The following is a 24,910-nucleotide window of genomic DNA, read 5'->3' on the forward strand; positions in this document are numbered from 1 at the left end:
GTATTATCCGGATCCGTAGAGTCTGGCGGCAACCCATGTGTCGCTGAGACTCTCGGCGTAGGGCCCGCCGGGCGGGTCGACGACCCAGACGTGGATCATCTCGGCGGCGGTGACGGCGACGGTGAGCCCGGGGCAGCCGCCGTACGGCGAGACGACGCCGAACCCGGGCGGCAGCAGCCCGGCGCAGATGTCGTGCGCGTGCCAATGGGCCGCCGAGCCCGGCAGCGCCGGCCCGCGGCTTCCGGCCCGGGGCATCTGGTACACGACGCCGAGCAGGAGCGCGCGGCCGTCGCGGATGGCGTACACGAGCTGCTCGGGCGCCTCGGGGTCGAGGGTGCGCCCGTCGGCCTGGTTGCGCTTGTTGTCGAAGTGCACCTGCAGCCCCTCGGGGCGCCCGGCCGGGGTGTAGCCGTCGGCGCGGGCCTGCGCCGGGTCGCGGTAGCGCAGGGTGGCCCGGCGGGTCCGCTCGGCGAGGGTGGGGCCGTCGATGCCGGCGGTCGCGGTGGGGGTACCGCGGCGGATCGTGCCGGCCTGGAGCCGGTCGACGCCGTCGTGGTCGTGGCCGGCGAACCCGATGAGCCAGGTGACGGCGCCGAAGCCCACCGTCGCGGGGACGGTGACGGTCCGCGGTGCGACGAGGGCGAGGACGGCGAGCTCGAGCAGGACGACCGCCATGGCCGCCTGGTCGGGCCCGGCCAGGGCGAAGCCGGGCAGGGCGGCGACGACCAGCGCGGTGCGCAGGCGCCACCGCCGCCCCCGGGGCGCCCAGGCCGCGGCGAGCGCCCCGGCGAGGGCGAGCGGCCCGAGCAGCGCGTGGTACACGACGACCGGGGCGAGGAGCCGCACGGCCCAGCGGGCGCGTGGATCGGGCGGCGCATGGTTCGGGCGGCCGAGCAGGCGGGCGTGCGCGGCGAGGGCCCGGCGCAGCTGCCACAGCAGCAGCGGGGCGAACAGCGCGGCGGCGAGGGGGATCCGGTGCTCGGGCGCGATGCCGAGCCAGAAGTCGCTCACGGCCGCACCAGCATCCGCACGGCGAGCGCACACAGGACGCCCGGCAACGCCAGCGTCGTCAGCAGGCCGGTGAGGTTGACGGTGGCGTCGAGCTGGGGCAGCAGCCCGAGCGTCTGCTGCAGCGCGAACCCGCCGATCGCGAGCCCTTCGACGGCGATCACGGCCCACTGGGCCCACGGTCTGTGCGCCCGCGCGGACAGCACCAGCAGGAGCACGGCGTGCAGCAGCGGGCCGATGGTGGCGACGGGGCCGCTGAGCAGCGCCAGCCCCAGGGTGGCGGTGAGCTCGAGGGCGGCCTGGAGCGCCAGCAGCGACCGGGCGACGCGTTCCATGCCCGCATCGTCGCCCGCCGCGATGAGGCGGCGATGAGCCGTTTCTAAGAACCCGATGAGCCCGCCGTAGTCAGGCGCAGGGGAGGTCGACGAGGAAGGCGGCGCCGCCCGTCGCGTTGTTCGCGGCCTCGATCGCGCCGTGGTGTTCCAGGGCGATCGTCAGCGCGATCGCCAGGCCCAGGCCCGCGCCGCGGCCGGTGCGGGACTCCTCGGCGCGGTGGAAGCGCTCGAAGATGCGCCGCTCCTCGCCCGGCGGGATGCCCGGGCCGTCGTCGGCCACCGACAGCTGGGTGCGGGGGCCGCGCTGGGTCACGGTGACCCACACGTTGCCGTCCGGCGGGGAGTACTTCACGGCGTTGTCGACCAGGATCCACACCAGCTGGGCCAGGGCGTCGGCGTCGCCGAGGACCGGGCGGGCCGGGGTCAGGGCGCAGTGCACGCGCTTGGCCGGGTGCTGGGCGCCGGCCTGGCGGCACACGTCCTCGACGAGCGCGCCGAGGTCGACCGGGGCGGTGTGCAGCGGGCGGCCGGCGTCGGCGCGGGCCAAGGTGAGGAGCTGCTCGACCAGGCGGCTCATCCTCGCGCTCTCGCCGTCGATGTCGCGCACCGCGGCCGCGCGGTCGTCCGGGGCGGCGTCCGGGTGGCGCAGCAGGAAGCCCGCGTTGTTGCGGATCGTCGTCAGCGGCGTGCGCAGCTCGTGGGAGGCGTCGGCGACGAAGCGGCGCTGGGCCGTGACGCTGGACTGCAGGCGGTCCATCATGGCGTTGTACGCCGCCGTCAGCCTCCCCAGCTCGTCATCGGCCCGCGCGGGTGGCAGGCGGCGGGTCAGGTCCTGGGCGTTGACGAGCGCGGTGAGCTCGCGCAGGGGGCGCAGGGCGCGGCGGCTCACCAGCCAGATGGCGCCCGCGGCGGCCAGGAAGCCGAGCACGGCGTACACGGCGACGAGCACGAACAGGCCGGCCCGGTCCGATCTGACCTTGCGGGTGCTCTGCACGGCGGCGACGTAACCGCCGGCGGCGGGGCGGACCGCGACGCGCAGCGGCACGCCGGCCACGGTGACCGTGGTCTTGTCGCGGTCGCGGGCGATGTGCGGCACCTCGGCGCCGACCCGGCCCGTCGCGTACAGCGGCCGGCCGGACGCGTCGTACACCACGATCGCGATGTCGTCGCTGATCCCCAGGTCGGCGGCGGCCGGCGCGGCGCCGTCGGCGGGCGGGGGCAGCGCGGTGAGGGAGCCGGCGGCCGAGTCGGCGCGGGCCGCCAGCGCGGTGTCCTGGCTGTTGCCGGCGCCGGCGGCGAGCAGCAGGAACACCGCGGCGCAGAAGAGGGCCAGCACCGGCGTGACGACGGCCAGGCCGTAGAGCGTGATGCGCCCGCGGATGGACATCAGGACCGCCTCAGGACGTAGCCGACGCCGCGGACGGTGTGCAGCAGGCGCGGGTCGCCGAGCTTGGCGCGCAGGTAGCCGACGTACACGTCGACGACGTTGCTCGCGCTGTCGAAGTCCATGCCCCACACCGCCGCGCGCAGCTGGGCGCGGGTGAAGACCTGGCGGGGGTGTTCCAGGAAGTACCGCAGCAGCGCGAACTCCTGCGCCGTCAGCTCGATCGGCCGGCCGCCGCGGCGCACCTCGTGGGCGCGCAGATCAACGACGAGGTCGTCGAATTCGGCTGTCTGCGACGTTTCGGGCTGACGGCGGCGCAGCAGGGCGCGGATGCGCGCCAGCAGCTCGTCGTAGTCGAAGGGCTTGACGAGGTAGTCGTCGGCGCCGGCGTCCAGCCCCGCGACCCGGTCGGCCGTGGCGTCGCGGGCGGTCAGCATCAGGATCAGCGGGCCGCCGGCGGGCCGGGACCGCAGGCGGCGGCACACGGCGATGCCGTCCAGGCCGGGCAGCATCCGGTCGAGCACGACGACGTCGGGTTCGTTCGCGTCGACGGCCGACAGCGCGCCCGGACCGTCGAGCGCCACGGCGACGTCGTAGCCCTCGTAGGCCAGGACGCGCCGCAGCGAGTCGGCGATCGGCTCGTCATCCTCGACGACCAGCACACGCACCACGGCCGCAATGTTGCCAGCCCCTGTCACGCCTCGCCCGGCCCGCCGCCGGCCCCGGCCGCTTCGCGCCAGCCGGGGCGGTCGAGCACCGCGGCGTACTGCCGCGCCGTCTCCGGCGCCAGGCCCTTCGCCAGGTGCTCCGCGATGACGGCGGCGGTGCGCGCGCCGCGCCGTCGGGGCCTGCCGGGCCAGGTGGGCCGCGTGCGCGGCGAGGACGGCGGGCGCGGGCGGGTAGTCCTCCAGCGTGCCGCCCATGCCGCGGCAGAAGGTCATGACCGCCAGCAGCCGGCCGGCGTGGTCGACCAGGTCGTCGTCCGGGTCGGGGGCGAGGATCGCCGCGTGCAGGTGGGCGGCCGTGGCGACGTCGAAGGCGAAGTAGCCGTTGAGGTGGTCGCCGTCGCAGGCGTTGCGCAGGAGCCAGTCGCGCGACGACATGCCGTAGTGCCGGCAGAGCATCTCGACGTAGTACACCCGGCCCCAGCCGCCGGTCCGCTCGGCCAGCCACTCCAGCGCCCGGTTGCCGGTCCGCCGCCGGCTCAGGGCCTCCGCGGCCGGCGGCCCGAAAAGCTCGGCCAGGAGCCCGATGGTCTGGATGAGGGGAATATCGGACCTGTCCGAATCATTGGCCAGCAGCGCCAGGCCGACGGTGACCGAGCAGCGGTCGGCGCTGCGCCGCACCAGCCAGCGGCCGGTGTCGCGCACACGGGCCCGGTCGGCCCGCAGCGCGGCGGCGTCGATGTGGGCGTTGCGGTGGACCGGGACGTAGACGTCGTGGAACGCGTCGGTCAGGTCGCTCGGCTCGGCGTCCGGGCGGGCGAAGTACGCGTCGAGGATGGCGGCCACGTCCGCGCCCTCGCGGCGGTGATCCGGGGCGACCGGGAACCGCCCGGGCTCGTGGCTCGCGTGGTCCGGGAGCGGGGCGTCAAGGTCCTGCCGATGGACGCGCAAGGCGTGCTCGAAGAGGGACACCGCGCTCACCGGCGGACGAGCGGCTCGATCCTGTCGATCATGTCGGCCATGATGGCATGCCGGCTCAGGTGGCGTGCACCTGATCCGTACCCGCGTTGCGGCGCTTCGCGGCGTACATGGCGGTGCCGGCCTGCGCAGCTTGAAGCCGTTGAGGCCCAGCAGCAGCGCGGCGACCCGGCGGCCGCTGCGCCGGACTGGCAGTCCAGCACTCGGTCTAAATCGCACGCAATCCAGCCGTTCGTCTGGTTACCCATTCGTCGTCTTGCCTTTATCGATGGGCAGGGCCACGATCCAGTGCCATGGAGCGCATCATCGTGCCCTTCAAGGGCGACGGCGCCGGCACCGGTGAGCTGACCTGGGGCCAGCAACAGGTGTGGCGGGCCATGGTCGAGGTCGGCACGTCGATGAGCATGGGCGGCGTCGTGCCGGTCACCGACGGGCGCACCGTCGAGGACTTCGCGCAGGAGCTGCGCTTCTTCATGAGCCGGTACCCGTCGATGCGCACCCTGCTGCGCATCGCGCCGGACGGGGCCACGACCCAGGAGACGGTCGCCGAGGGCGAGGCGTTCCTCGAGGTGTACTCCGCCCCGTCCGCGGACGCCGCCGCTGCCCTCGCCGCCGACGTGCACGCGGGCTGGCGGGCGCGCAACTTCGAGTACACCCGCGAATGGCCGATCCGGGTGGCCGTGGTGCGCACCGCGGACGCCGTCACCCACGTCATCGTCATGGTCTGCCACATCGCCGCGGACGCCGGCGGGCTCGGCGTCATGATCCGCGAGCTCGGGCAGCGCGACGCGATCGGGGCGCAGAGCGCGCCGGGCCACCTCGAGCTGGTCGAGGCGCAGCGGGCCGCGGCGCGCACCACCGACACGGCGATGCGGTACTGGGAGACCCAGCTGCACGCCATCGAGCCGCAGCGGTTCGCGGGCCGCACCGAGCCCGCCGGCGACCGGTTCCGCCAGCTGGTGTGGCGCTCCCCCGCCCTGCACCTGGCCAGCGAGCGGCTCGCCGCACTGCTGTCCGTCGACGCCGCCCCCGTGCTGCTGGCCGCCTACGGCGTCGCGTTCGCGCGGGTCACCGGCCGCGAAGGCCCCTTCGCCACGCAGGTCATCGTCAGCAACCGCTTCCGCCCCGGCCTGGCCGACCTCGTCACGCCGCTGGCCCAGAACGGCTTCGTCGTGTTCGACCCGCGCGGCGCCAGCGCGGCGGAGGCGGTCGCCCGGGCCCGGCAGGCGTCGATGCGCGCGTCGAAGTACGCCTACTACGCCCCCGAGCCGCGCCTGGCCCTCATCGACCGGGTCGCCCGGGAGCGCGGCGAGCCGCTGGACCTCGCCGTGTTCTACAACGAGCGGCGGCTGGCGCTGCGGCCGCCGACCGACCCGCCCGCGCCGGACGCGATCCGGGCCGCGCGGGCCGCCACCGAGCTGGTCCGCGAGACGCCGCTGCCGTTCTTCAACGAGAAGCTCATGGTCAACGTCGACGTCGTGCCCGACACGGTGCAGCTCACGACCGAGGTCGACACGGCGTACATCGGCGCGCCCGACGTCCGCCGGCTGCTGCAGGAGATGGAGGACTTCACCGTCGCCGCCGCCCTCGACCCCGCCGTCCGGGCGGTCTGAGGAGGCCCGCCGCGCCCGGCGGGGCAGAATGTGTGGATGGAAGTCACCTGGTGGGGGCACGCGACCGTGGCGATCCGCGACCGCGGGGTCACGGTCCTGACCGATCCGGTGCTGCGCAACCGGCTGGCGCACCTGCACCGCCGGCGCGGCCCGCGGCCCGTGCTCGCCCACCGGCCGGACGCGGTCGTCGTGTCGCACCTGCACTCCGACCACTGCGACCTGCCGTCGCTGCGGATGCTGCCCCGCTCGACCCGGCTCATCGTGCCGCACGGCGCGGCCGCGTTCCTGCGCCGGCGGCTCGGCGAGCGCGACTACACCGAGCTGCGGGCCGGCCAGGAGACGGCGGTCGGCGACGTGACCGTCCGCGCGGTGCCGGCCGCGCACGACGGCGGCCGCACCCCGAAGTCGCGCATCCGCGCGGTGGCCCTCGGCTACGTGGTCACGGGCGACCGGTCGGCCTGGTTCGGCGGCGACACCGGGCTGTTCGACGAGATGAAGGAGATCGGCCCCGTCGACCTGGCGCTCGTGCCCGTCTGGGGCTGGGGCTGGACGCTCGGCCCCGGCCACCTCGACCCGGCCGGCGCCGCCGAGGCGATGCGGCTCGTCGCGCCGGCCCACGCGGTGCCGATCCACTGGGGCACGCTCTGGCCGGTCGGCTGCGGGCGGGTCCGCCCGGACCGCTTCCACCGGCCCGGCGACGAGTTCGCCGCCTGCACTCGCAGCGCCGCGCCCGCCACCGATGTGCGGGTGCTCGCGCCCGGCGAGAGCCTCACCGTTTCGTGATGGTCACGTTCGGGGGGTTGCTGGCCGCGCTCGCGGTCACGTTCGGGATCGTCGCGGTCGGCTCGACGCTGCCGGTGCTGCCGACCGGCGCCGCGGTCAGCGCCACCGCGGTGCTCGCCGCGCACTACAGCCCGCTGGCGCTGCCGGTCGTGATCATCGTCGGCGGGCTCGGCGCCTACGTGGGCGACGCGGTCACGTTCGCCATCTGCCGGGCCGGCGGCGAGGCGCTGACCCGGCGGCTGCGGCTGCTGCGCCAGCCGTGGAGGCTGGCCGGGACGGTGCGGGAGCGGCTGCAGCGGCGGCCGGTGACCGCGCTGCTGGTGTCCCGGCTGGTGCCCGGGGGACGGATCCCGGTGCTGCTGACCGCCGCGATCGTCGGGCTGTCGTGGCGGACGTTCGTCGTCTCCAACGTGGCGGCGTGCGCGCTGTGGGCCGCGACGTACTCGGCGATCGGCCTGCTGAGCCGCAACGTCTTCCCGCAGCCGTGGCAGGGCGTCGTCGCAGCCATCGTCATCGTGCTCGCCGCCGGCCAGGTCGCCGGCTGGGTGGAACGCCGCCGCCAGTCGCACGGCGTCCCGACCGACGTCAAGCCGTAGCGGTCACGCCGTCGCCTCGATGTAGATGGTCTCGTCGTTGCGCAGCACCTGGTCGAGATCGGCCACGTCGGGGCGGGCACCCTCGCGGAACGAGCGGACCGCGATCGCGTCGTCGGCGAAGCCGGCCGACGTCAGGGCGTAGCGCAGCTCCTCCTCGTCGAAGATCCAGCGGTGGCCGTACACGTAGAAGAGCTGGTTGAACATGAACGCGCCGCGCTCTGCCATCGCGGGCGCCACCCCCAGCAGCGCGCGGTTGACGCGCCGGCGGTGCTTGCCGAAGAAGCTGTTGCCGCTGACGTACGCCTCGGCGTAGACGCGCAGGTCCGGCGTGGTGATACGCAGCAGGCCGCCCGGGCGCAGGATGCGGCGGACCTCGGTCAGCCAGGCGATGCCGGCCTTCAGCGTCACGTGCTCGATGAGGTGCTCGGCGTAGACCCAGTCGACCGTGTCGTCGGCGACCGGCAGCACCCCGGTGATGTCCATCTCGGTGAAGTAGGCGGCGTCGTCGACGCGGTACACCTGCCCGGCCTCGGTCCGCGAGCCGTCCGCCGCGGTCAGCGACACGATGTCGGTGCCGAGCCCCTCGCGGTGCGCCGTCTTGAACGCGGCGAACTCGATGCCGGTCAGGCCGAGCCGGTCGAAGTGCGAGCGGTCCAGCACCGCGGCGGGAAACTCCGCCGACAGCTTCTCGACGCGGGCCAGGTCCTCGGTGAAGCCGTCCACGGTGGCGGCCAGCTCCAGCGGGTCTTCCCAGTTCCAGGGCCGTAACGCGTCGTCAGCCATTATTGGCGCTCCTCAAGGGATGCGGGCGGCGAGAGTTCGACCGATCTAAACACCTCGAACTCTGGCCGACAAGGGAGCGTCCGCATCGCGGTCGGCACTCGCGCTCGCCGCCGCCCGGCCGCGGCCGTCGATCGACGCCGCCCGGTCACGGCCGTCGCTCGCCGCCCGGTCACGGCCGTCGCTCGCCGCCCGGTCACGGCCGGCGGCGGCCGCCGTCCCCGGCTCGCGCAGGCCCAGATCGTCGAGCCAGGCGACGAGCTGGCGGTGCACGGCGACCGGGCCGCGCGGCTCGTTGGAGAGCACCGGCCAGTCGGCCGGGTGGACCAGCACCGCCTCGCTCTGCCAGCCGCCGATGCCGCCGTGCGAGCCGACGAGCTCCTCGAACGCGGCCACCTCGTCGGTGCCGGGGTCGACCCGGCTGAGCACCACGAGGTCGCCGACGTGGGCCATCGCCTGGTGGGCGAGCAGGTCGGCGGCGGCCGACGGGCCGTACGGCAGCAACGGATCCTCGCCCTCGACCGACCCGTCGCGCAGCCGGTGCCGGCCGGCCGGGCCGATCGCGACCGGCCCGTCGGCGGTGCGCACCACGACCAGGCCGATGCCGGGGTGCTTGGCCAGGCCGTCGACCAGGCCGGGGCGCAGCGCCTCGACGGCGGCGAGGTCGGCGCGGCCGGGGACGCCGGTGAGGTACAGCATGGCCAGGTTCCCGGAGGCGACCGTGACGACCTCGCCGCCGGGGCGGACGGTCACCGGGCCGCACGAGCGGGTCTGGTGCGACACCCCGGCCAGCAGTGTGTTGGCGCGGCCCCAGTCCTCCTCGTCCGGACCGCCGGTGGCCGCCTCGTGGCCGTCGCCGGCGAGGTCGCCGATGAGCCGCTCGAGGGTCACGCCGTAGCGCTGGCTGAACGTGGCGCCCTGGCTCTGGCCGTGGTCGGAGAGCACGACGATGCTGTAGTCGCGCCCGGCCACGCGGGCCAGCTTGTGCAGCGTGCCGAGCACCCGGTCGAGGCCCTCCAGGGTCTGCATCGCCTCCGGGCGCAGCGGGCCGGCGTGGTGCGCGACCTCGTCGTAGTCGACGAAGTCGCAGAAGACGACGGGGGCGCCGTTGCTCATCTGCTCGGCGATCAGCGAGACGTTGAGGTCGCGCAGGAGCACGTTGGTGACCGCCCGCAGGGCCACATAGGCGGCCGTGCGGGGCACCCTGGGGTACACGTTGCGGAAGCGCTGCCGGCGGGCCTGCTGGATCTCCTTGAGCATCTCGCCGACCGACAGCACGATCGCCCGCGCGAAGCCGTAAGGGCTGGCCACGAACGCGAGGTAGCCGCGGGCCGAGCGGCCCGGCAGGGCGGCGTTGCTGAACGTCAGCAGGCTCGTCGGGGCGTCGCCGGAGAAGACGTTGCTGATGCTGACGCCACCGTCGGCGAGCAGGCCGCGGCCGGTGGAGATGCGGGCCTCGACGTCGGCGGCGTCGCGGGGGCGGTTGGTGACGACCAGCCGGCCGGTCTCCTTCTCGTACCACCGGAAGGCCGGGATCTGCGAGAAGTCGCCGTGCAGGATGCCGGCCTGGCTGGCCGGGGTGGTCGCCGGCAGCCCGGTGTGCCAGGGCACCATCGCGTGCGTGCCGGTGCGCAGCCACTCGCCGAGGTTGGGCAGGTTGCCGGCCTTCACCGCCCACGACAGCAGCGGCGCCGAGAGCCCGTCGAGCTGGACGATGAGCACGCCCGGCTCGGTCGCCGGTGTCCCGCGGTGCCGGCGGGCCATCTGCCGCAGCGCCTGGCCCAGGAACACGTCCTCGCTGCCGGCGTCGGCGAGCCAGTTGACGAGCGCGGCGAGCACGGCGGCGAGCCAGCTGGCGACCCAGGCGTCGGCGAACGAGTCGACGGAGACGCCGCCCGCCAGGCGCAGCGCGGTGAACATGACGACGGCCTGGATGACCACGCCGAGCGCGAGCACGCCGATGCCGCCGACGACGACCGCGATGCCCAGCAGCACCAGGCGCATCGCCATGCCGATGAGCGACAGCAGGATCGTGAGCTCGACCAGGGCCGCCGGGCCGCCGCTGGCCCGCACGCCGGGCAGCAGCCAGAAGGTCACGGCGAGCACGACGAAGCTCGTCAGACCCGAGCGCAGCAGCGACTTCGCCCAGGCGACCGAGAGCCGCCAGTCCCGCAGCAGCCGGATCGCGAAGCGCACCCGCTGCCTGACGACCCCCACGAGCCCACATTACGGCCGATGGCGTCGATCACCCGATAAGTCCTGGGAGTGACCCGGGTCGCAGCGCGGTCACGCCCTGTGCGTACCGCTCGGCCGAGCGCAGCGCCTGCTCCCGCAGGGCGGTCAGCTCGGCCAGGTGGCGATCGAGCAGCGAGAGCAGGTCGTGGTGCGCGCTTCGTTTATCGCATGTTCATCTTCGCTTGCACGCCGGTTCACTGCGAGAATGCAGTCATGGCCGGAAAGCTTGAAGTGGAACGCAAATACGAGGTCCCGGACGGCTTCGCGCTGCCGGACCTGACCGGGATCGGCGGGGTCGCCACCATCGGCGAGCCCGACGACCAGCGGCTCGACGCCGTCTACTACGACACCGAGGGCCTGAGCCTGGCCCGGGGCCGCGTCACGCTGCGCCGCCGCAGCGGCGGCCACGACGCCGGCTGGCACCTCAAGCGCCCCAGCGGCGCGGCGCGCAGCGAGCTGCAGATCCCGGCCACCAACCGGAAAACCACGCCGCCGAGCGCGGTCGCCGACCAGGTGCGCGCGCTGTCGCGGGGCGAGGCGCTGCAGCCCGTGGCCCGCATCCGCACCCACCGCGTCGAGCGCGCGCTGCGGGCCGCCGACGGCAGCACCGTCGCCCTGCTCGCCGACGACCGGGTCAGCACCGAGTCGCTGCGCGCGGGCGGCGCCGCCCGCCACTGGCACGAACTGGAGATCGAGCTCGTCGCCGGCGGCGACACCGACCTCGCGCGGCTCGACCGCGTGCTGCGCCGGGCCGGCGCCCGGCCGGCGAAGGCCCCGTCGAAGCTCGCCCAGGCGCTCGGCAAGGACTTCCCCGAGCCCCAGCCGCTGCGGCTGCGCGGCTCCAAGGCCCGCAAGGCGCTCGCCGCCTACGTCGCCGCCCAGCGCGACGCGATCGTCGAGCACGACCCCAACGTGCGCGACGGCGACGCCGACGCGGTGCACAAGATGCGCGTCGCGACCCGGCGGCTGCGCTCGACCCTGCGCTCGTTCGCCCCGGTGCTCTCCGGCGACCTCGACGCCCTGCACGACGAGATCAAGTGGGTCACCGGGCTGCTCGGCGCGGTCCGCGACTGCGACGTCATGGCCGAGCGCCTGGCCGGCCTCATCGCCGCCGAGCCGGCGCGCCTGGTCGTCGGGCCCGTCGCCGCCCGGATCACGACCCTGCTCGGGCAGCGGGCCGAGCGGGCGCGCACCGAGCTGGTCGCCGGCCTGAACAGCCCGCGGTACACCACCCTGCTCAACGACATCGACGCCCTCGTCTTCCGCACCGCCCAGCCCGACCGCATCCCCCGCCGGCGGCTCATGCGCCGCGCCCGCAAGGCCCTCGAGCGCGCCGACGCCCGCCTCGCCGACGCGACTCGCCCGCCGAAGACCGGCAAGAAGGCCGCCCGCAAGGCCGCCGGGAAGCCCAGCGTCGACGAGCGGCTGCACGAGGCGCGCAAGGCGTACAAGCGGGCCCGGTACGCGGCCGAGCTCGTCGTCCCGCTGGCCGGCGCCCGCGCGGAGCGGCTGGCCGACCGGCTCACCGCGATGCAGGACGTCCTCGGCGCGCACCAGGACGCCCTCGTCACCGGCGACCTGCTGCTGGAGTACGCGCAGGAGGCGCACGTGGCCGGCGAGAACGGGTTCACCTACGGTGTCCTGCACGCGCGCGCCGACGAGCACGGCCGGCAGGCCCTGGACCAGCTGCCGGCGACGAGCCGCAAGGCGCGGAAGGCGGGCCGGAAGCTGTACAAGTAGGCCACTCGCGAGCGCCGGGTGACAGGAGGTGCGCGGGTTCGATACTGTTCGAAGTCCGCTGCCCTCCACACCCGGGGTTGACCAGTGCAACTGCAGATCCACCTGGAAGCCGTCGGCGACCAACCGTCCCCGGACGTCGACACCCTGCTCAGCCTGCAGCGCTGGCTGGTCGGCGAGCCCGACGTCGTGCAGTCCGAGATCGGGCTGTCGACGGCCGCGCCGCGCCCGGGCGAGCTCGGCGGCGCCGTCGAGATCATCAGCCTGGTGCTCGGCACCGGGCTGTCGGTCGGGCAGCTGCTGCTGGCCGTGTCCAACTGGCGCCGCACCCGGCCGGTGGCGCCGGCGGTGATCCTCACCCGGATCGACCCCGACGGCGTGTCGGTGCGCATCGAGTCCGCCGACCCGGCCGCCGTCGCCGCCGCGGCGCGAGCGCTCGACGGCTGAGCCGGTGTCGGAGCTGTCGGACCCGCGCGCGTCGCGGGCGGTGCTCGTGGGCGGTGCGCGGTATGCGTCGCTGCCGGAGGTACCGGCGGTCATCCGCAACCTCAACGGGCTCGCCGGCGCGCTGCAGGACCCGGACCTGTGGGGCCTGGCGCCCGAGCACTGCACGGTGCTGCCCGACCCCGACGACGCCCGGGACGTGAGCCGGGAGCTGCGCCGCGCCGCCGACGAGACCGCGCCCGAGGGGCTGCTCGTCGTGTACTACGCCGGCCACGGGCTGGTCGACCCGGTCGACGGCAGCCTGGTGCTGGGGCTGAAGGACACGGATCCCGCGGTACCGTATGAGGCCGGTCTGCCCTTTGAACACATCCGCCGGGCGGTGGCCGGCAGCCGGGCCCGCCGCCGGCTGGTGATCCTCGACTGCTGCTACGCCGGTCGTGCCACCGGCCACCTCGCCGCCGACGTGTCCGGCACCCAGGTCGTCGCCGACCAGGCCGGCACCGACGAGACCTGCCTGCTGGTCTCGGCGCCGCGCAACCGCACCGCGCAGGCCCCGCCCGGCGAGCCCTACACGGCGTTCACCGGCGAGCTGCTGCGCGTGCTGCGGGCCGGCGACGCCGCCGCACCGGCCGTCCTGGACGTGCGCACCGTCTGGCGCGAGGTGACCCGGCGGCTGCGCGAGCGCGGCTTCGAGCTGCCCGAGCTGCGCTCCGCCGGAGACGAGCTGCCGCTGGTGCACAACGCCGCCCGCCACCACCGCGACCTCGTCGGCCGCATCGTCGTGGCCACCGCCGCCGTCGAGGACCGCGACCTGCGCCAGGCCGCCGTGCTCATCCTGCGCCACGAGCGCGGCCGCGGCGCCGCCGGCGTGCGGATCAACCGGCCCACCGCCGACCCGCTGCCGGCCGACGTTCCGCAGGGCTGGCGGCGGCTGCTGACCACGCCCGCGGTGCTGTTCGACGCCGGCCCGCTCAGCCGCTACGAGGGCTTCATCGCCGTCGCCCGGCTGCGCCCGGACGTCGAGCCGCCGCTGCGCTTCCGGGCCGTGCGCGACCGCCTCGGCGTGATCGACCTGTCCGCCGACCCCGCGCCCCTGGCCCCTGTGGTCGCCGGGCTGCGGCTGTTCTCCGGGTACCTCGGCTGGGGCCCCGACCAGCTCGAGGCCGACATCGACGGCGGCCTGCTGCTGCTCAGCGACGCACCGGAGCGCGAGGCGCTGTCGAGCCGCCCGCGCGACCTGTGGACGACCCTGCACGCCCGGGCCCAGGAGGACTAGGTGGAGGCTCGCCTGATCGACGAGGTCGTCTCCGCCATCCGCCACGGCGGGACGGTCACCCTCATCCTCGGCGCCGGCATGACCATGCCGGCCGTGCCCGGCCTGGACGAGCTCATCGGGCTCGCCGACCGCTACGCCGCCGGCCTCGGCGACGACGGTGAGCTGACCCAGGCGCTGCACCAGGCGCGCGAGGCCGCCGGCCCGTACGCCCTGCCGATCGAGGTCTATCTCGCCTACCGCCGGGTCTTCACCGCCCGCCGCTCCCCCGGCGAGTTCGACGTCGTCGCCCAGCAGGCCGTCCTCGCCGGCTACCGCGCCCCCGACCTGGCCTCGTCCCCGCTCGCCACGCACGGCATCTGGCAGCGGGTCGACCTGCGCCTCGGCGAGCGGGTCGAGAACAGCCTCGACTGGTGGGAGCTGCCGGCCGGGGTCCGCGCCGTCGGCCGCCTGCTCGCCGGGCGCCCCGACGAGTTCGGCAACGGCCTGCTCACCACCAACTTCGACCCGCTGTTCGAGGTCGCCGTCCGGCACACCGGCCGCCAGGCGGTCAGCATCCCGGTCGCGCCCGACGGCCGCCCGGACCGCCGCCCCGAGGGCGAGGGCGCCGTGCAGGTGTTCCACCTCCACGGGTTCTGGCGCCCGGTCAGCGACGAGGCCCGCTCGCCGCTGCTGCACGACCCGGCCCCCGACGCCACCGCCCCCGAGGCCACCTCGCGCGCCCTCGCCGAGCTGATCACCGGCGATGTCGTGCTCGTCGTGGGGTACAGCGGCTGGGACGACGTCGTCACCGGCGCCCTGCGGGCGGTCGGCGCGTCCCGCCCGGTCCGCGTGCTGTGGGCGCTGCACGACGCGGCCCCGCTGCGCCTGCCCGGCCGCCTCGAGGGCCTCGTCACCTTCTTCACCGACGTCGACGGCGACCGCCTGTTCACCGCCCTCGCCGACCGCCTCGAGGTCCCGCCCGCCGGCCCGCGGGTCGACCCCCGCCGCCGGGTGCGGCACCTCGACTGGGAGCGCGAACTGTTCTCGCAGCCCGGCAACACCGCCCCGGAAGGCGTACTGCCCCTGCTCCGCCAGCTGGAGCGCCGCTACGGCTGGGGTGTGGACTGGGCCGCCGAGCCCCAGCAGCCGCGCCTGCTCTTCTGGCCGGTCCGCCTGCGGGCCCGCGCCTCGCTCATCAACGCCGTGCAGTCGCTGACCGCCGCGGCCCTGTCCTCCCGCGGCGTGCGCGTCGTGATCTGCCTGGACGACTTCGGCGTCGCCGGCCGCGACGAGCTGGCCGCCGCGTTCGCCGCCGACCTGGTCCGCTGGATGCGCCGCGTCGACCCGGCGGCGTCGCCGCAGGTATCGTCGCTGCAGGACTACGTGGCGGCGGCGCCGGCCCGCTCCCCGGAGGCCCTGCTGCGCCCGACCGACCCGTGGTCGGTGGCCCGCATCTTCTACGGCGAGCGAAACCCGTCACTGTACTCGGTCCTGGCCGCGATCAAGGTCGTGCCGCACCTGGCGCTGCACGACCTGGAGCGCAACGCCGGCGCGATCGTCCAGACGCTGCTGAGCAAGGACGCCAACCGCCTCCTGACTCCCCTCACCACCTGGTCCTACCTGCACCACCTGCTGGAGACCGAGCCGGCGGCCGAGGTGATGGCGTACTCGGGCAGCGACGAGCGCCTGCTGTGGGAGCAGTTCCGCGAGCACTTCGGCCTCGGCGGGACGCTGCTCTACAACCCCTACATCAAGAACCTCACCAACGAGTCCCGCATGGTCCGCTGGACGTCGCCGTCGGAGCTGCGCGCCTACCTGTCCTCCACGCGCGGGCTGCCCGGCTGGGGCGAGGAGGGCGGGTACGTCCACTGGCTCGTCCACAACGCCTTCCTGCTGCCCCGCTACCTGACGGGCGCCGACTTCCCGGAGGCGGCGGGTTTTCGGCTGGACTCCTGGGCGGCGTTCGCGGCGGCGCTGGACCACGGGGTGCCGGTGCTGGACCTCCTGGCCGAGGACGTCTCGGCGTTCTACCTTCCGTGACGGTTGTTTTCCGGATATGTCGGGCGCTGGCGCGCCACGACATATCCGACATTTCGTATATGCGCGCTTCGTGCTGGACGGCGCCGGTTCGGCGGAGTTTGCGCTTCGCCGAGCCGCCGGGCTGAGTTCGCCTGCCGAAGCCACTGGCCGAGATCGGTCTGGCCGAGGTCGCTGGGGCGCAGGTCGTCCTGGCCGAAGTCGGCGTCGTCGGCGGGCGGGGCGCCGGCCGACTCCTGCGGTCGTCTCACTGGCCGGCGTCTCGTCCGCGCCGCGCCGAGGCCCGCGACGTCCGCGCGAGGCGGTCAACGTCCGCGAGACGGTCGAGGTCCGCGCGAGGCGCTCAAGGTCCGCGCGAGGCGCTCAAGGTCCGCGCGAGACGGTCAACGTCCGCGCGAAACGGTCGAGGTCCGCGGGAAACGGTCGAGGTCCGCGCGAGACGGTCGAGGCCCGCGCGAGACGGTCAACGTCCGCGCGAGCCGCTCAAGGTCCGCGCGAAACGGTCGAGGTCCGCGCGAGGCGCTCAAGGTCCGCGCGAGACGATCAAGGCCCGCGCGAGACGGCCAAGGCCCGCGCGGGCGGTCAACGTCCGCGCGAGGCGGGCAATCCGGTCTTGTCCGGATTTATCGCCTGGCGAGGGATAAATCCGACAAGTCGTGGCGCGGAGCGCCCGACTTGTCGCGAAAGCCGGGGTGCGAAGCGGGGAGGGGACGGAAGCGACCCGAGAGTGGGCGACGTGGCACTCGTGGGGGTCGCTGGGCTGGCCCGCGGCAGGTAGCGTTTGTGACATGACCGTGGGGGTCCTGTCGACGAGCGGTATCGACCGCTGCGTGGCGCTGTTGGGCGAAGACCTGACCGCCTACATCGCCGGCGCTGCCTCCGTGACCGAGTTCCACCGCTGGCGGGGCGATCGGCGGCGCATCGCCGAGATGGGCGGGCGGCTGCGCGGGGCCGTCGAGGTCGCCGACGCGTTCGCGCGGGCCAACCGGCTCGGGGCCGCGGCCGGGTGGCTGCGGGAGGTCGGCGCCGCCGGGATCGCCGGGTCGTCGCCGGCCCGCATGCTGCGCGACGCCACCGAGGACACCGTGAAGAAGGTGCTCGACGCCGCCGAGCGGTTCACCCGGCGGCCGCGCTCCTGAAGGGCGTTCATCCGGGCGTAACACCCCCGCAGCGAGGGGTTGCGCGGGAGGCTGTATATGTTCGAACCAACGTCCGCTGCTGCCACAACGAGGACGCGCCGTGGGTGACACGCTGCTGCTCCAAAGACCGGACATCGCGGGGCTCTTAGACCGGCTCGTCGTCGACCTGCGACGCGGGCGGCTGGCGGGCGGGGCGCCGTACCGGCACGTGAACGGGTTCACCAAGATCGTGGCGGAGGAGCACGCGGACGGCAGCCGGCTCACGCTGCACTACTGGCCGGCCGAGCCGCGGGCCAGGGAGCACGTGTCGCGGCCGCACGATCATCGGTTTCCGTTCAGCTCGATCCTGCTCGGGGGGCGGCAGCACTTCGTCGAGCTCGAGGAGGACGCCGGCGGCGAAGGCTGGCGGCGGTTCACCTACCGGCCGTATGCCGGGGGGCGTATCGCCCATGTCGCCCGCGCCGGGAATGTCGGGCTCACGCCCGTCCGGCGCATCGAGCGGATGCCGCTGCAGGGGCAGTACGTCACCTCGTCCACGATCGTGCACCAGGCCGTCACCGACCGGCGGCAGGCGTGCGCCACGCTGGTGCTGCGCGGGGCGCGCGAACGGGTGCGCTCGCACGTGTACTACCGGCCGGACGAGCCGCCGCCGCGCGGTGGGCTGCAGCTCGGGCGCCGCCTCGACCCCGCCGAGGTGATCCGCCAGCTCCAGGACATGGCGGCGATGATCGCCTGAAAGCGGGCCAACAGTGCTGTCGCCGCGGTTCGAGGAGGCGCTCGCGTTCGCGGCGCGGCATCACGGTGCGCAGACCCGGCACAACACCGGCACGCCGTACGTGTCGCACCTGCTCGCGACGTGCGCGATCGTGCTCGAGGAAGGGGGCGGCGAGACGGCCGCCATCGGGGCGCTGCTGCACGACGTGCTCGAGGACCAGCCGACCGAGCGGGCCGCGTTGCAGGCGGCGTTCGGCGAGGACGTGTACCGCATCGTCGACGACTGCACCGACGCCGACGCCGGGCAGCGGCGGAACCTGACCTGGTGGGAGCGCAAGCGCGCACATGTGCAACGGATGAGCGAGCTGGCCGGGGCCGAGTCGCTGCTGGTCATCGCGGCCGACAAGGTGTGCAGCCTGCAGTCCCTTGTGGACGACCTGCACCGCTTCGGGCCGTCGCTGTTCGAGCGCAGCGCGCGCACCGCGGACGAGCTGCTGTGGAACTACCGGGAGGTCCTGGCCGTCGTCGAGCGGCGGCTGGGGCGGCGGCCCGTGGTGGTACGGCTGCAGCGGCTCCTGGCCGAGTTCGAGGCGCTTGCCGTCGATCCCGCGCGATGACAAGATCAGCCGGTGCGGCTTGACCTCTCGGCGCTGGCGTCGTCCTTCCGCGGTTCCCTGACCACACCCTACGACCCGGACTACGAGGGCGCGCGCGTGCTGTTCAACACCCGCGTGCGCACCCGGCCGGCGCTCATCGCGCGCTGCGCCGACGCCGGCGACGTGGCGGCGGCGATCCGGTTCGCGCGCGACAACGGGCTGCCGCTGTCGGTGCGCGGCGGCGGGCACCACGCCAGCGGCCTGTCCCTTGTGGAGGGTGGCGTCGTCGTCGACGTCGGCGGGATGCGCGACATCGTGTTCGATCCCGCCGCCGCCACGGCGACCGTCGGCCCCGGCGTCGGCTGGCGCGACGTCGACCGGGTCACGTACGGCGACCACTCGTTCACCGGCCCGGACGGCCTGGAGTACGGGCTGGCCGGCCCCGGCGGCGAGTGCCCGACGGTCAGCAACGCCGGCTACAGCCTCGGCGGCGGCTACGGCCCGCTCGGGCGCACCTACGGCCTCGGCTGCGACCACCTCCTCGAGGTGGAGATGGTCGACGCCGAGGGCCGGGTCCTGCGGGCGAGCGAGACCGAGCACCCCGACCTGTTCTGGGCGCTGCGCGGCGCCGGCGGGGCCGGGTTCGGGGTGGTGACGAGCCTCAAGTACCGGCTCAACCCGCTGCCGAAGACCGTCGTCGGCGGCATCATCGCCTGGCCGTACGAGCGCGCCCGCGACATCTTCCGCGCCTACCGCGACCTCTACGCCGGCCGCGTGGACGAGCGGCTGGCGCTGTGCCTGCTGCTCACCACCGAGCCGTACCCCGACGGCGAGCCCGTCATCGCCATGTACGGCATGTACGTCGGCCCGCCGGCCGAGGCCGAGGCGGCGTTCGCGCCGATCGACGCGCTCGGCGAGCCCCTCTTCAGCACCATCGGCGAGACGAGCTACCTCGACATGATGACGGTCATGGGCGAGGAGATCGTGTACGGGCTGCAGTCGAAGTGGCTCGGCGGGTACTTCTCGGAGTCCGGCTTCGACGAGGACGCCTTCGAGATCATGACGGACCGCTTCGCCCGGTCCCCGTCGGGCTATTCGATGGTGCGCTTCGACCTGCTCGCCGGCGGCGCCATCGCCCGCGTCCCGGCCGATGCGACGGCGTTCGCGCACCGCGACGCCCTGCACTACGTGTCCGTCATCGCGCAGTGGCCGGGCGACGACGAGACGGCCGCCAACGTCGCGTGGGTCGACGAGTTCGCCGCCGCGCTGCGGCCGCACCTGACCGGCGAGGTGTACCAGAACTACGCCGACCGCGACCTCGAGAACTGGCCGGCGGCGTACTACGGCGCCAACTATCCGCGGCTGCAACAGGTCAAACGCGCCTACGACCCGGGCGACGTCTTCCACACCCCGCAGTCGATCCGGCTGCCTTGACATTGCCTATTCTGAATGTTTTCGGCGCATTCAGCTTGGGTCTGGCGGCGAGCCGGAAGCCCTGCCCCGCAACGGCTTGCGCTCGGTCGGGGCCCCGCAGAGTTAATTGAAATAGTGGCCGTTGACTTCCGCGCGGACGCGGGGCGATGCTTTTGGCGGCCACCCGATTCGGTGCGGTGAAATGGGCGGCCGATCGCTCCGCCGTGCATTCAACACTGCCGGCGGGCAACGTTCTCGATGCCCGGCAGGCGGGCGCGTCCGGCCGCACGCCGGCGCGGTTCGGACCGGCTGCCGGGCACCGAGGACCGTATCTGCGGCACCGGGATCGCCGCACTCCCTCGAGCGGCGGACCACCTCCCCGTGCACCGCCACGGACGGCGGGCGGCCCACAGTTCGGGCCCAAACGGTCGCCCGCCGGAAAATCCGGCCGATGCAAAAAATGCAGCGCGCTACCGCGACGTCCGTCGTGGGCACGGTCCGTGACTCCCGGGCCTGCGGCGTCCGCGGACAGTCACCCCCGAAAAAACCCGTCGCCCCGAAACCCGTCGCCCCGAAAACCCGTCGCGCGGCAAACGGGCGGCGAGGCCGAAGCCGCGCCGCCCGCCGGTCACACGAGGATCTCAGTCCCGCAGCGAGCGACCCGTCTTCGTGAGGAACACGTCGTCGAGGGTCGGCCGGTGCAGCTCGATCGTCGACAGCGAGACGCCGGCGCCCTCCAGGGCCCGCATGATCTGCGGGATCGCCGTGTCGCCGGACTCGACCGTGAGGCGCAGCTCGCCGTCGTCGCGGGCCTCGACGCCGCGGGCGAAGGGCTGGTCCTTGAGCACCTCGGCCGCCTTCTCGGCCAGGTCGCCGACGCCGACGCTCACCACGTCGCCGGAGATCTCGCGCTTGAGCGCGTCCGGGGTGCCCTCGGCGACGATCTCGCCGTGGTCGATGATGGCGATGCGGTCACACAGCGCGTCGGCCTCGTCGAGGTAGTGCGTGGTGATGAAGACCGTCATGCCTTCTTCGCGCAGGCGGCGCACCTCGTCCCACATGTGGGCCCGGCTCTGCGGGTCGAGGCCGGTCGTCGGCTCGTCCAGGAACAGCACCTGCGGGCGGTGGATGACGCCGAGGGCGATGTCGAGGCGGCGGCGCTGGCCGCCGGAGTACGTCTTGCACTTGCGGTCGGCGAAGTCGGTCAGCTCGAACGCGGCGATGACCTCCTCGGCGCGCTGGGCGGCCTCGGTGCGGCCCATGCCGTACATGCGGGCCTGGAGCACGAGCTCCTCGCGGGCGGTCACGTCGTCGGTGGTGCCGCCGCCCTGGGCCACGAAGCCGATGCTGCGGCGCACCTGGGCCTGCTCGGTGCGCAGGTTCGCCCCGGCGATGGTCGCCTCGCCGTCGTCGGGCGCGATGAGGGTGGCGAGCATGCGCAGCGTCGTGGTCTTGCCGGCGCCGTTCGGGCCGAGGAAGCCGAAGATCTCGCCCTCGGCGACGTCCAGGTCGATGCCCTTGACCGCGTCGACGGTGGTGGTCTGCCGCTTCTGCTTGGTCTTGTAGGACTTCTTGAGCCCCTTGGTCTTGATCATCGAAAGTCCCCTAACCTACTTGACCGAGCGCGCGAAGAGGCTGGCCGACCAGGTGACCGCGGCGATGACCAGCGCGCCGCAGATGACGAGGCTGCCCCAGACGTGCGTGTCGCCGGGGTGGCCGGCGTAGAGGGCGCGCATGCCGGTGGCGGCCCAGTTGAACGGGTTGTAGTCGGCGATCGTGCGCAGCCACAGGGGCGCGAGCGCCAGCGGCAGCAGCGTGCCGGACAGCAGCATCAGCGGCTGCGCCAGGTTGTTGATGACCTGGCCGAGCACGTTGGGGTTGTTCACCTTGATGGCGATGCCGTAGGAGATCGACGCCGCCGCGAGGCTGATCAGCGCCAGGATCGCGTAGCCGAGCAGGATGTTGCCGATGTTCGTGATGAGCCCGAACGGCAGCGACAGCACCGTGATGAGGATCGACTGCACGACGACGGTCACCACGTCGCGCAGCGCCCGGCCCAGCAGCAGGGCGACCCGGCTGACCGTGGTCACACGGGAGCGCTCGATGACGCCGTTGGCCAGGTCGCCGAGCAGGCCGAAGCCGACGTACAGCCCGCCGCCGATCGCCAGCGCCACGAGCATGCCCGGGACGTAGACGCGGTAGGCGTCGATCATCGACGTGGCGCCGAGCGACTGCAGGGCCGGCTTGAGCAGCGGGGCGAACAGGATGAGGTACACCACCGGCTGCGCGATGCCGAGGAAGACCCACAGCGGCGAGCGAATCATGAGCAGCATGTGGCGCTGGAAGATGAGCCAGGTGTCGCGCAGTACTTTCACGGGGACCTCTCACGGAGAAGGATGGATGCCGCCGCCTCGGCTCCCCCGCCGGCGAGCAGCCGCTCGCCCTCGGCGCGGGCGGACGCGGCGAAGGACGGCTCGTCGAGCACGCGGAGCACCGCGGCGCGCAGGCCGGCCGGGCGGGCGTGATCGAAGGAGACCCGCAACCCGGCGCCGGCGGCGTGGACCGCGGCGGCGTTGAGCGCCTGGTCGTCCTTGATCGGGGCGACGACCAGCGGCACGCCGTGCACCAGCGCCTCGGCGACGGTGTTGTGCCCGCCGTGCGACACGACGGCGTGCAGGTGCGGCAGCAGCTCCAGCACGGGGGCGCGGGGGCGCACCAGCACGTGCCCGGCGGGGTCGGTCAGCGTCCGGTCGGGCGCGATGACGATGGCCTGCAGCCGGTCGCCGAGCGGCGCCAGGGCCTCGTCGACGCGCTGGTAGAAGTCCTTGGCGATGTCCATCGCCAGCGTGCCCATGGTGACCAGCACGTGCCGGCGGTCCGGGTCGAGCCAGTCGAACGGGAAGTCCGGGTCGGGCGCGCGCACGGCCAGCGAGGGCCCGACGAGGGCCACATTGGACGGATGGTCGGCCGGGTCGCCGGCGAGGGCGCCGGCGGTGAGCGCGATGACGCCGTGCGGCGAGAAGCGCAGGTCGTACGGGGGCTCGCCGGGCTGGCCGGCGGCCGTCCAGATCTCGGCCAGGCGCGCCGCGATCCACGCCTCCACGGTGGGCAGGGTGCGGCGGAACGGGCGGGTCAGCTCCATGGTGCCGGTGGCGACGGTGACCCAGCGCAGCCCGTGCGCGTGTGCGGCGATGGCGCCGGCGATCGCGAGCTGGTCCACGACCATGACGTCGGGCGCGAACTCGGCGATGGCCGCCTCGATGCCCTTCCGGGTCGTCCGGGCGTGCGGGACGATATAGCCGGCCCAGCGCGTGCGGTGGGAGTCGAGGCCGCGGGCGGACTGCCCGCGGTGCGCCCGCAGCGGGATCGGGTGGATGCGGTCCTGCGGGCCGACGATCGGGCGCAGGAACGACTCCGAGCCGGCCCAGGTGACCTCGTGGCCGCGCCGCCGCAGGGCCGCCGCGATCGCCGCCATCGGGTGCACGTGCCCGGCCAGCGGCAGCGAGACGAACAGGAACGTCGTCATGCCGCGCCGTCCACATAGGACGCAACGTCGGCGATGCTGAGCTCCAGCAGCGCCTCGAACTCCAGGCCGGCGAGGAACGCGGGCAGGTCCACGGCCGGGCCGAACCGGGCGGCCAGCCGCTCGCCGAGCGCGGCGACCTCCAGGCTGTCCAGGTACAGGTCGCCGTCCAGCCGGGTCGCGGGGCCGAGCCCGGCGAGCCACTCGGCGTCCTCGCCGGTGACCTCGCGCAGCAGCTCGGCGACCGCGGCCTGCGTCGGCGTGCCGCCCTCCCGGGCAAGACCTGGAGCGGGGGGCACGTCAGCCCCCGGCCGCTAACGGGGCCGCCTTGACCGCCCGCACGGCGCCGTAGGTCATCGCGCCGGTGCTGAAGCCCTTGAGCATCAGCGGCCCGGCGTAGAAGAAGCCCAGCACGTCGACGCCGCGGTCGCGGGCCAGGTCGCGCATCATGGCGCGGCCGTTCTCCAGCTCCCGCACCTGCGCGAAGGTCGGCTCCCAGGAGTTGGCGACGTTGGCGCTCCAGTCCACTGTGGACACGTCGGCGAAGCCGGCCGCGCGGGCCAGCCGCTCGTGCTCCTCGAGCGAGGAGAAGCTCGGCATCACCTGGTGGCGCAGGATCTGGTCGACGACGCGGTGCTCCTCGGCGTTCAGCTCGCCGTCGCGCACCGACCAGGTGGCGATGGCCAGCACCCCGCCCGGGCGCAGCAGCCGCCACGCCTCGGCGAAGAACGCCGCGCGGTCGGCGATGTGCATGAGGCTCTCGACGGCCCACAGCGCGTCGAAGGAGCCGTCCGGGTAGCCGTTGTCGAGCGCGTCGCGCTGGTGGAAGCGGGCCCGGGCGCCGAGGCCGGCCGCGGCCGCCTTCTCGTTGGCCCGCGCGGCCTGCGCCGCGCTGAGGGTGACGCCCTCGACGGTGCAGCCCAGCGCGCCGGCGAGGTACAGCGCCGGGCCGCCGATGCCGCAGCCGACGTCGAGGACCCGCGCGCCGTCCGGGATCCGGGCGAAGGCGACGAGCTCGCGGACCAGCCGGTCGGTCGCGGCGTGCCGCTCCGAGTCGCTGCCCGGCCGCTCACCGGCGTCCCAGAACCCGTGGTGGACGTGCTCGCCCCAGAGGTCCTCGTAGAGGTCGAGGGTCGTGTCGTAATAGCGCTCGACCGCGGCGTTGAGCCCCGGGCCGGCGGGCGCGGACGGGTATGCCGAACCGGTATCAGCTTTCACAGTCGCAAATCTTTCGAAAGGGCAGCACCGGAAATGAGAACGTGCCGCGCCGATTCGTGGTGGGCGCGAACCCGGCCATTGTATGAACGCGGCGCCGAAGGTTGTCAATGACCCGTGAAAGTTCCGGAACGCGCTCTCACGGCCGGCCCACCCGCGTATGCATCCCACCCGGATACCTGGTCAGCACGTATATCCGCCACGCGGACACCTAACGTGCGTTCATATTCCCGTTGCTGCCGGTAGCGCTGTTCTCGACCCGCTGCGTCCGAACCTGCGGTGAATGTCCGAATACGCGGCGGCCGCATGTGGCCGATAGGCGCGCTGACCTCTGTCTTTCCCGAAATGGTGAGCGTATCGAACCAAACGATTTTTCCCGGGAGGTCGTGTGACAGATCGGACATCCTGTCACAGGGTCGTGCTGCGCACTCTTGTAAAACGGGTTCGATTGCGTAAGGTC

The 24,910-nt window shown here is 73.9% G+C and carries 22 protein-coding genes; 11 read left to right on the forward strand and 11 right to left on the reverse strand.

Annotation, left to right across the window (positions count from 1 at the left end; all coding sequences use genetic code 11):
- Nucleotides 1–3: 3 nt before the first annotated feature.
- The 4 genes from ACQEVU_RS36005 to ACQEVU_RS36020 form a co-directional block, all read right to left on the reverse strand.
- On the reverse strand, nucleotides 4–1,011 hold the full coding sequence (locus ACQEVU_RS36005) for a hypothetical protein (RefSeq protein WP_433331604.1): 1,008 nt from the start codon (nucleotides 1,009–1,011) through the stop codon (nucleotides 4–6).
- The gene (locus ACQEVU_RS36010) at nucleotides 1,008–1,343 is read right to left on the reverse strand and encodes a hypothetical protein (RefSeq protein WP_433331606.1); all 336 of its coding nucleotides are present in this window, start codon (nucleotides 1,341–1,343) and stop codon (nucleotides 1,008–1,010) included. The genes ACQEVU_RS36005 and ACQEVU_RS36010 overlap by 4 nt, the downstream gene beginning before the upstream one ends.
- Nucleotides 1,344–1,413: 70 nt before the next feature.
- Entirely contained in the window at nucleotides 1,414–2,730 is a 1,317-nt protein-coding gene (locus ACQEVU_RS36015; protein ID WP_433331608.1) for a sensor histidine kinase, read from the reverse strand.
- Nucleotides 2,730–4,373 carry a response regulator transcription factor gene (locus tag ACQEVU_RS36020; protein ID WP_433331610.1) on the reverse strand — a complete coding sequence of 548 codons (1,644 nt, stop codon included), beginning with the start codon at nucleotides 4,371–4,373 and terminating at the stop codon, nucleotides 2,730–2,732. Before ACQEVU_RS36020 ends, ACQEVU_RS36015 begins: the two co-directional genes overlap by 1 nt.
- A 290-nt stretch (nucleotides 4,374–4,663) precedes the next feature.
- On the opposite strand from ACQEVU_RS36020, the gene ACQEVU_RS36025 reads away from it, so the two are divergent.
- From ACQEVU_RS36025 to ACQEVU_RS36035, 3 genes are read left to right on the forward strand one after another with little or no spacing between them, the layout of a single operon-like run.
- Nucleotides 4,664–5,983, forward strand: a complete 1,320-nt coding sequence (locus tag ACQEVU_RS36025) for a condensation domain-containing protein (protein WP_433331612.1) — start codon at nucleotides 4,664–4,666, stop codon at nucleotides 5,981–5,983.
- A 36-nt stretch (nucleotides 5,984–6,019) separates the two neighbouring features.
- A complete protein-coding gene (locus tag ACQEVU_RS36030; protein ID WP_433331614.1) occupies nucleotides 6,020–6,766 on the forward strand; it encodes an MBL fold metallo-hydrolase in 747 nt (248 codons plus the stop codon).
- Nucleotides 6,766–7,362 (forward strand): DedA family protein, encoded by a 597-nt coding sequence (locus ACQEVU_RS36035; protein ID WP_433331616.1) that lies wholly within the window; start codon nucleotides 6,766–6,768, stop codon nucleotides 7,360–7,362. Before ACQEVU_RS36030 ends, ACQEVU_RS36035 begins: the two co-directional genes overlap by 1 nt.
- Nucleotides 7,363–7,365: 3 nt before the next feature.
- Here the strand turns inward: ACQEVU_RS36035 and ACQEVU_RS36040 are convergent, their stop codons facing one another.
- Nucleotides 7,366–8,145, reverse strand: coding sequence for a class I SAM-dependent methyltransferase (locus ACQEVU_RS36040; protein WP_433331618.1), 780 nt, complete (start codon nucleotides 8,143–8,145; stop codon nucleotides 7,366–7,368).
- Nucleotides 8,146–8,190: 45 nt separating this feature from the next.
- The gene (locus ACQEVU_RS36045) at nucleotides 8,191–10,359 is read right to left on the reverse strand and encodes an alkaline phosphatase family protein (protein WP_433331620.1); all 2,169 of its coding nucleotides are present in this window, start codon (nucleotides 10,357–10,359) and stop codon (nucleotides 8,191–8,193) included.
- Nucleotides 10,360–10,590: 231 nt separating this feature from the next.
- On the opposite strand from ACQEVU_RS36045, the gene ACQEVU_RS36050 reads away from it, so the two are divergent.
- From ACQEVU_RS36050 to ACQEVU_RS36085, 8 genes are all read left to right on the forward strand, one after another.
- Nucleotides 10,591–12,117 carry a CHAD domain-containing protein gene (locus ACQEVU_RS36050; RefSeq protein WP_433331622.1) on the forward strand — a complete coding sequence of 509 codons (1,527 nt, stop codon included), beginning with the start codon at nucleotides 10,591–10,593 and terminating at the stop codon, nucleotides 12,115–12,117.
- A gap of 84 nt (nucleotides 12,118–12,201) precedes the next feature.
- Nucleotides 12,202–12,561: an effector-associated constant component EACC1 gene (locus ACQEVU_RS36055; RefSeq protein WP_433331624.1), complete on the forward strand. Its 360-nt coding sequence runs from the start codon at nucleotides 12,202–12,204 to the stop codon at nucleotides 12,559–12,561.
- 4 nt (nucleotides 12,562–12,565) lie between these two features.
- Complete coding sequence (locus ACQEVU_RS36060) at nucleotides 12,566–13,834, forward strand: YqgE/AlgH family protein (RefSeq protein ID WP_433331626.1); 1,269 nt, start codon at nucleotides 12,566–12,568, stop codon at nucleotides 13,832–13,834.
- On the forward strand, nucleotides 13,835–15,853 hold the full coding sequence (locus ACQEVU_RS36065) for an SIR2 family protein (protein WP_433331628.1): 2,019 nt from the start codon (nucleotides 13,835–13,837) through the stop codon (nucleotides 15,851–15,853). It abuts the gene before it with no gap.
- Between the two features lie 785 nt (nucleotides 15,854–16,638).
- Nucleotides 16,639–16,989: a hypothetical protein gene (locus ACQEVU_RS36070; protein WP_433331630.1), complete on the forward strand. Its 351-nt coding sequence runs from the start codon at nucleotides 16,639–16,641 to the stop codon at nucleotides 16,987–16,989.
- A 100-nt stretch (nucleotides 16,990–17,089) separates the two neighbouring features.
- Nucleotides 17,090–17,725, forward strand: a complete 636-nt coding sequence (locus tag ACQEVU_RS36075) for a hypothetical protein (protein WP_433331632.1) — start codon at nucleotides 17,090–17,092, stop codon at nucleotides 17,723–17,725.
- Between the two features lie 13 nt (nucleotides 17,726–17,738).
- Nucleotides 17,739–18,320, forward strand: coding sequence for an HD domain-containing protein (locus ACQEVU_RS36080; protein WP_433331634.1), 582 nt, complete (start codon nucleotides 17,739–17,741; stop codon nucleotides 18,318–18,320).
- A 12-nt stretch (nucleotides 18,321–18,332) separates the two neighbouring features.
- Complete coding sequence (locus ACQEVU_RS36085; RefSeq protein WP_433331636.1) at nucleotides 18,333–19,733, forward strand: FAD-binding oxidoreductase; 1,401 nt, start codon at nucleotides 18,333–18,335, stop codon at nucleotides 19,731–19,733.
- A 620-nt stretch (nucleotides 19,734–20,353) separates the two neighbouring features.
- Here the strand turns inward: ACQEVU_RS36085 and ACQEVU_RS36090 are convergent.
- Genes ACQEVU_RS36090 through ACQEVU_RS36110 form a run of 5 tightly spaced genes read right to left on the reverse strand, consistent with a single transcriptional unit; the run spans nucleotide 20,354 to nucleotide 24,453 of the window.
- Nucleotides 20,354–21,307 (reverse strand): ATP-binding cassette domain-containing protein, encoded by a 954-nt coding sequence (locus tag ACQEVU_RS36090; protein WP_433331638.1) that lies wholly within the window; start codon nucleotides 21,305–21,307, stop codon nucleotides 20,354–20,356.
- A gap of 15 nt (nucleotides 21,308–21,322) precedes the next feature.
- Nucleotides 21,323–22,087: an ABC transporter permease gene (locus ACQEVU_RS36095; RefSeq protein ID WP_433331640.1), complete on the reverse strand. Its 765-nt coding sequence runs from the start codon at nucleotides 22,085–22,087 to the stop codon at nucleotides 21,323–21,325.
- Nucleotides 22,084–23,238, reverse strand: coding sequence for a glycosyltransferase (locus tag ACQEVU_RS36100; protein ID WP_433331642.1), 1,155 nt, complete (start codon nucleotides 23,236–23,238; stop codon nucleotides 22,084–22,086). Before ACQEVU_RS36100 ends, ACQEVU_RS36095 begins: the two co-directional genes overlap by 4 nt.
- Nucleotides 23,235–23,534 carry an acyl carrier protein gene (locus ACQEVU_RS36105; RefSeq protein WP_433331644.1) on the reverse strand — a complete coding sequence of 100 codons (300 nt, stop codon included), beginning with the start codon at nucleotides 23,532–23,534 and terminating at the stop codon, nucleotides 23,235–23,237. Before ACQEVU_RS36105 ends, ACQEVU_RS36100 begins: the two co-directional genes overlap by 4 nt.
- 1 nt (nucleotide 23,535) lies before the next feature.
- Nucleotides 23,536–24,453, reverse strand: coding sequence for a methyltransferase domain-containing protein (locus ACQEVU_RS36110; protein WP_433331646.1), 918 nt, complete (start codon nucleotides 24,451–24,453; stop codon nucleotides 23,536–23,538).
- Nucleotides 24,454–24,910: the final 457 nt, after the last annotated feature.

The sequence above is a fragment of the Dactylosporangium sp. CA-139066 genome, assembly GCF_050936175.1.
Classification (GTDB): Bacteria; Actinomycetota; Actinomycetes; order Mycobacteriales; family Micromonosporaceae; genus Dactylosporangium.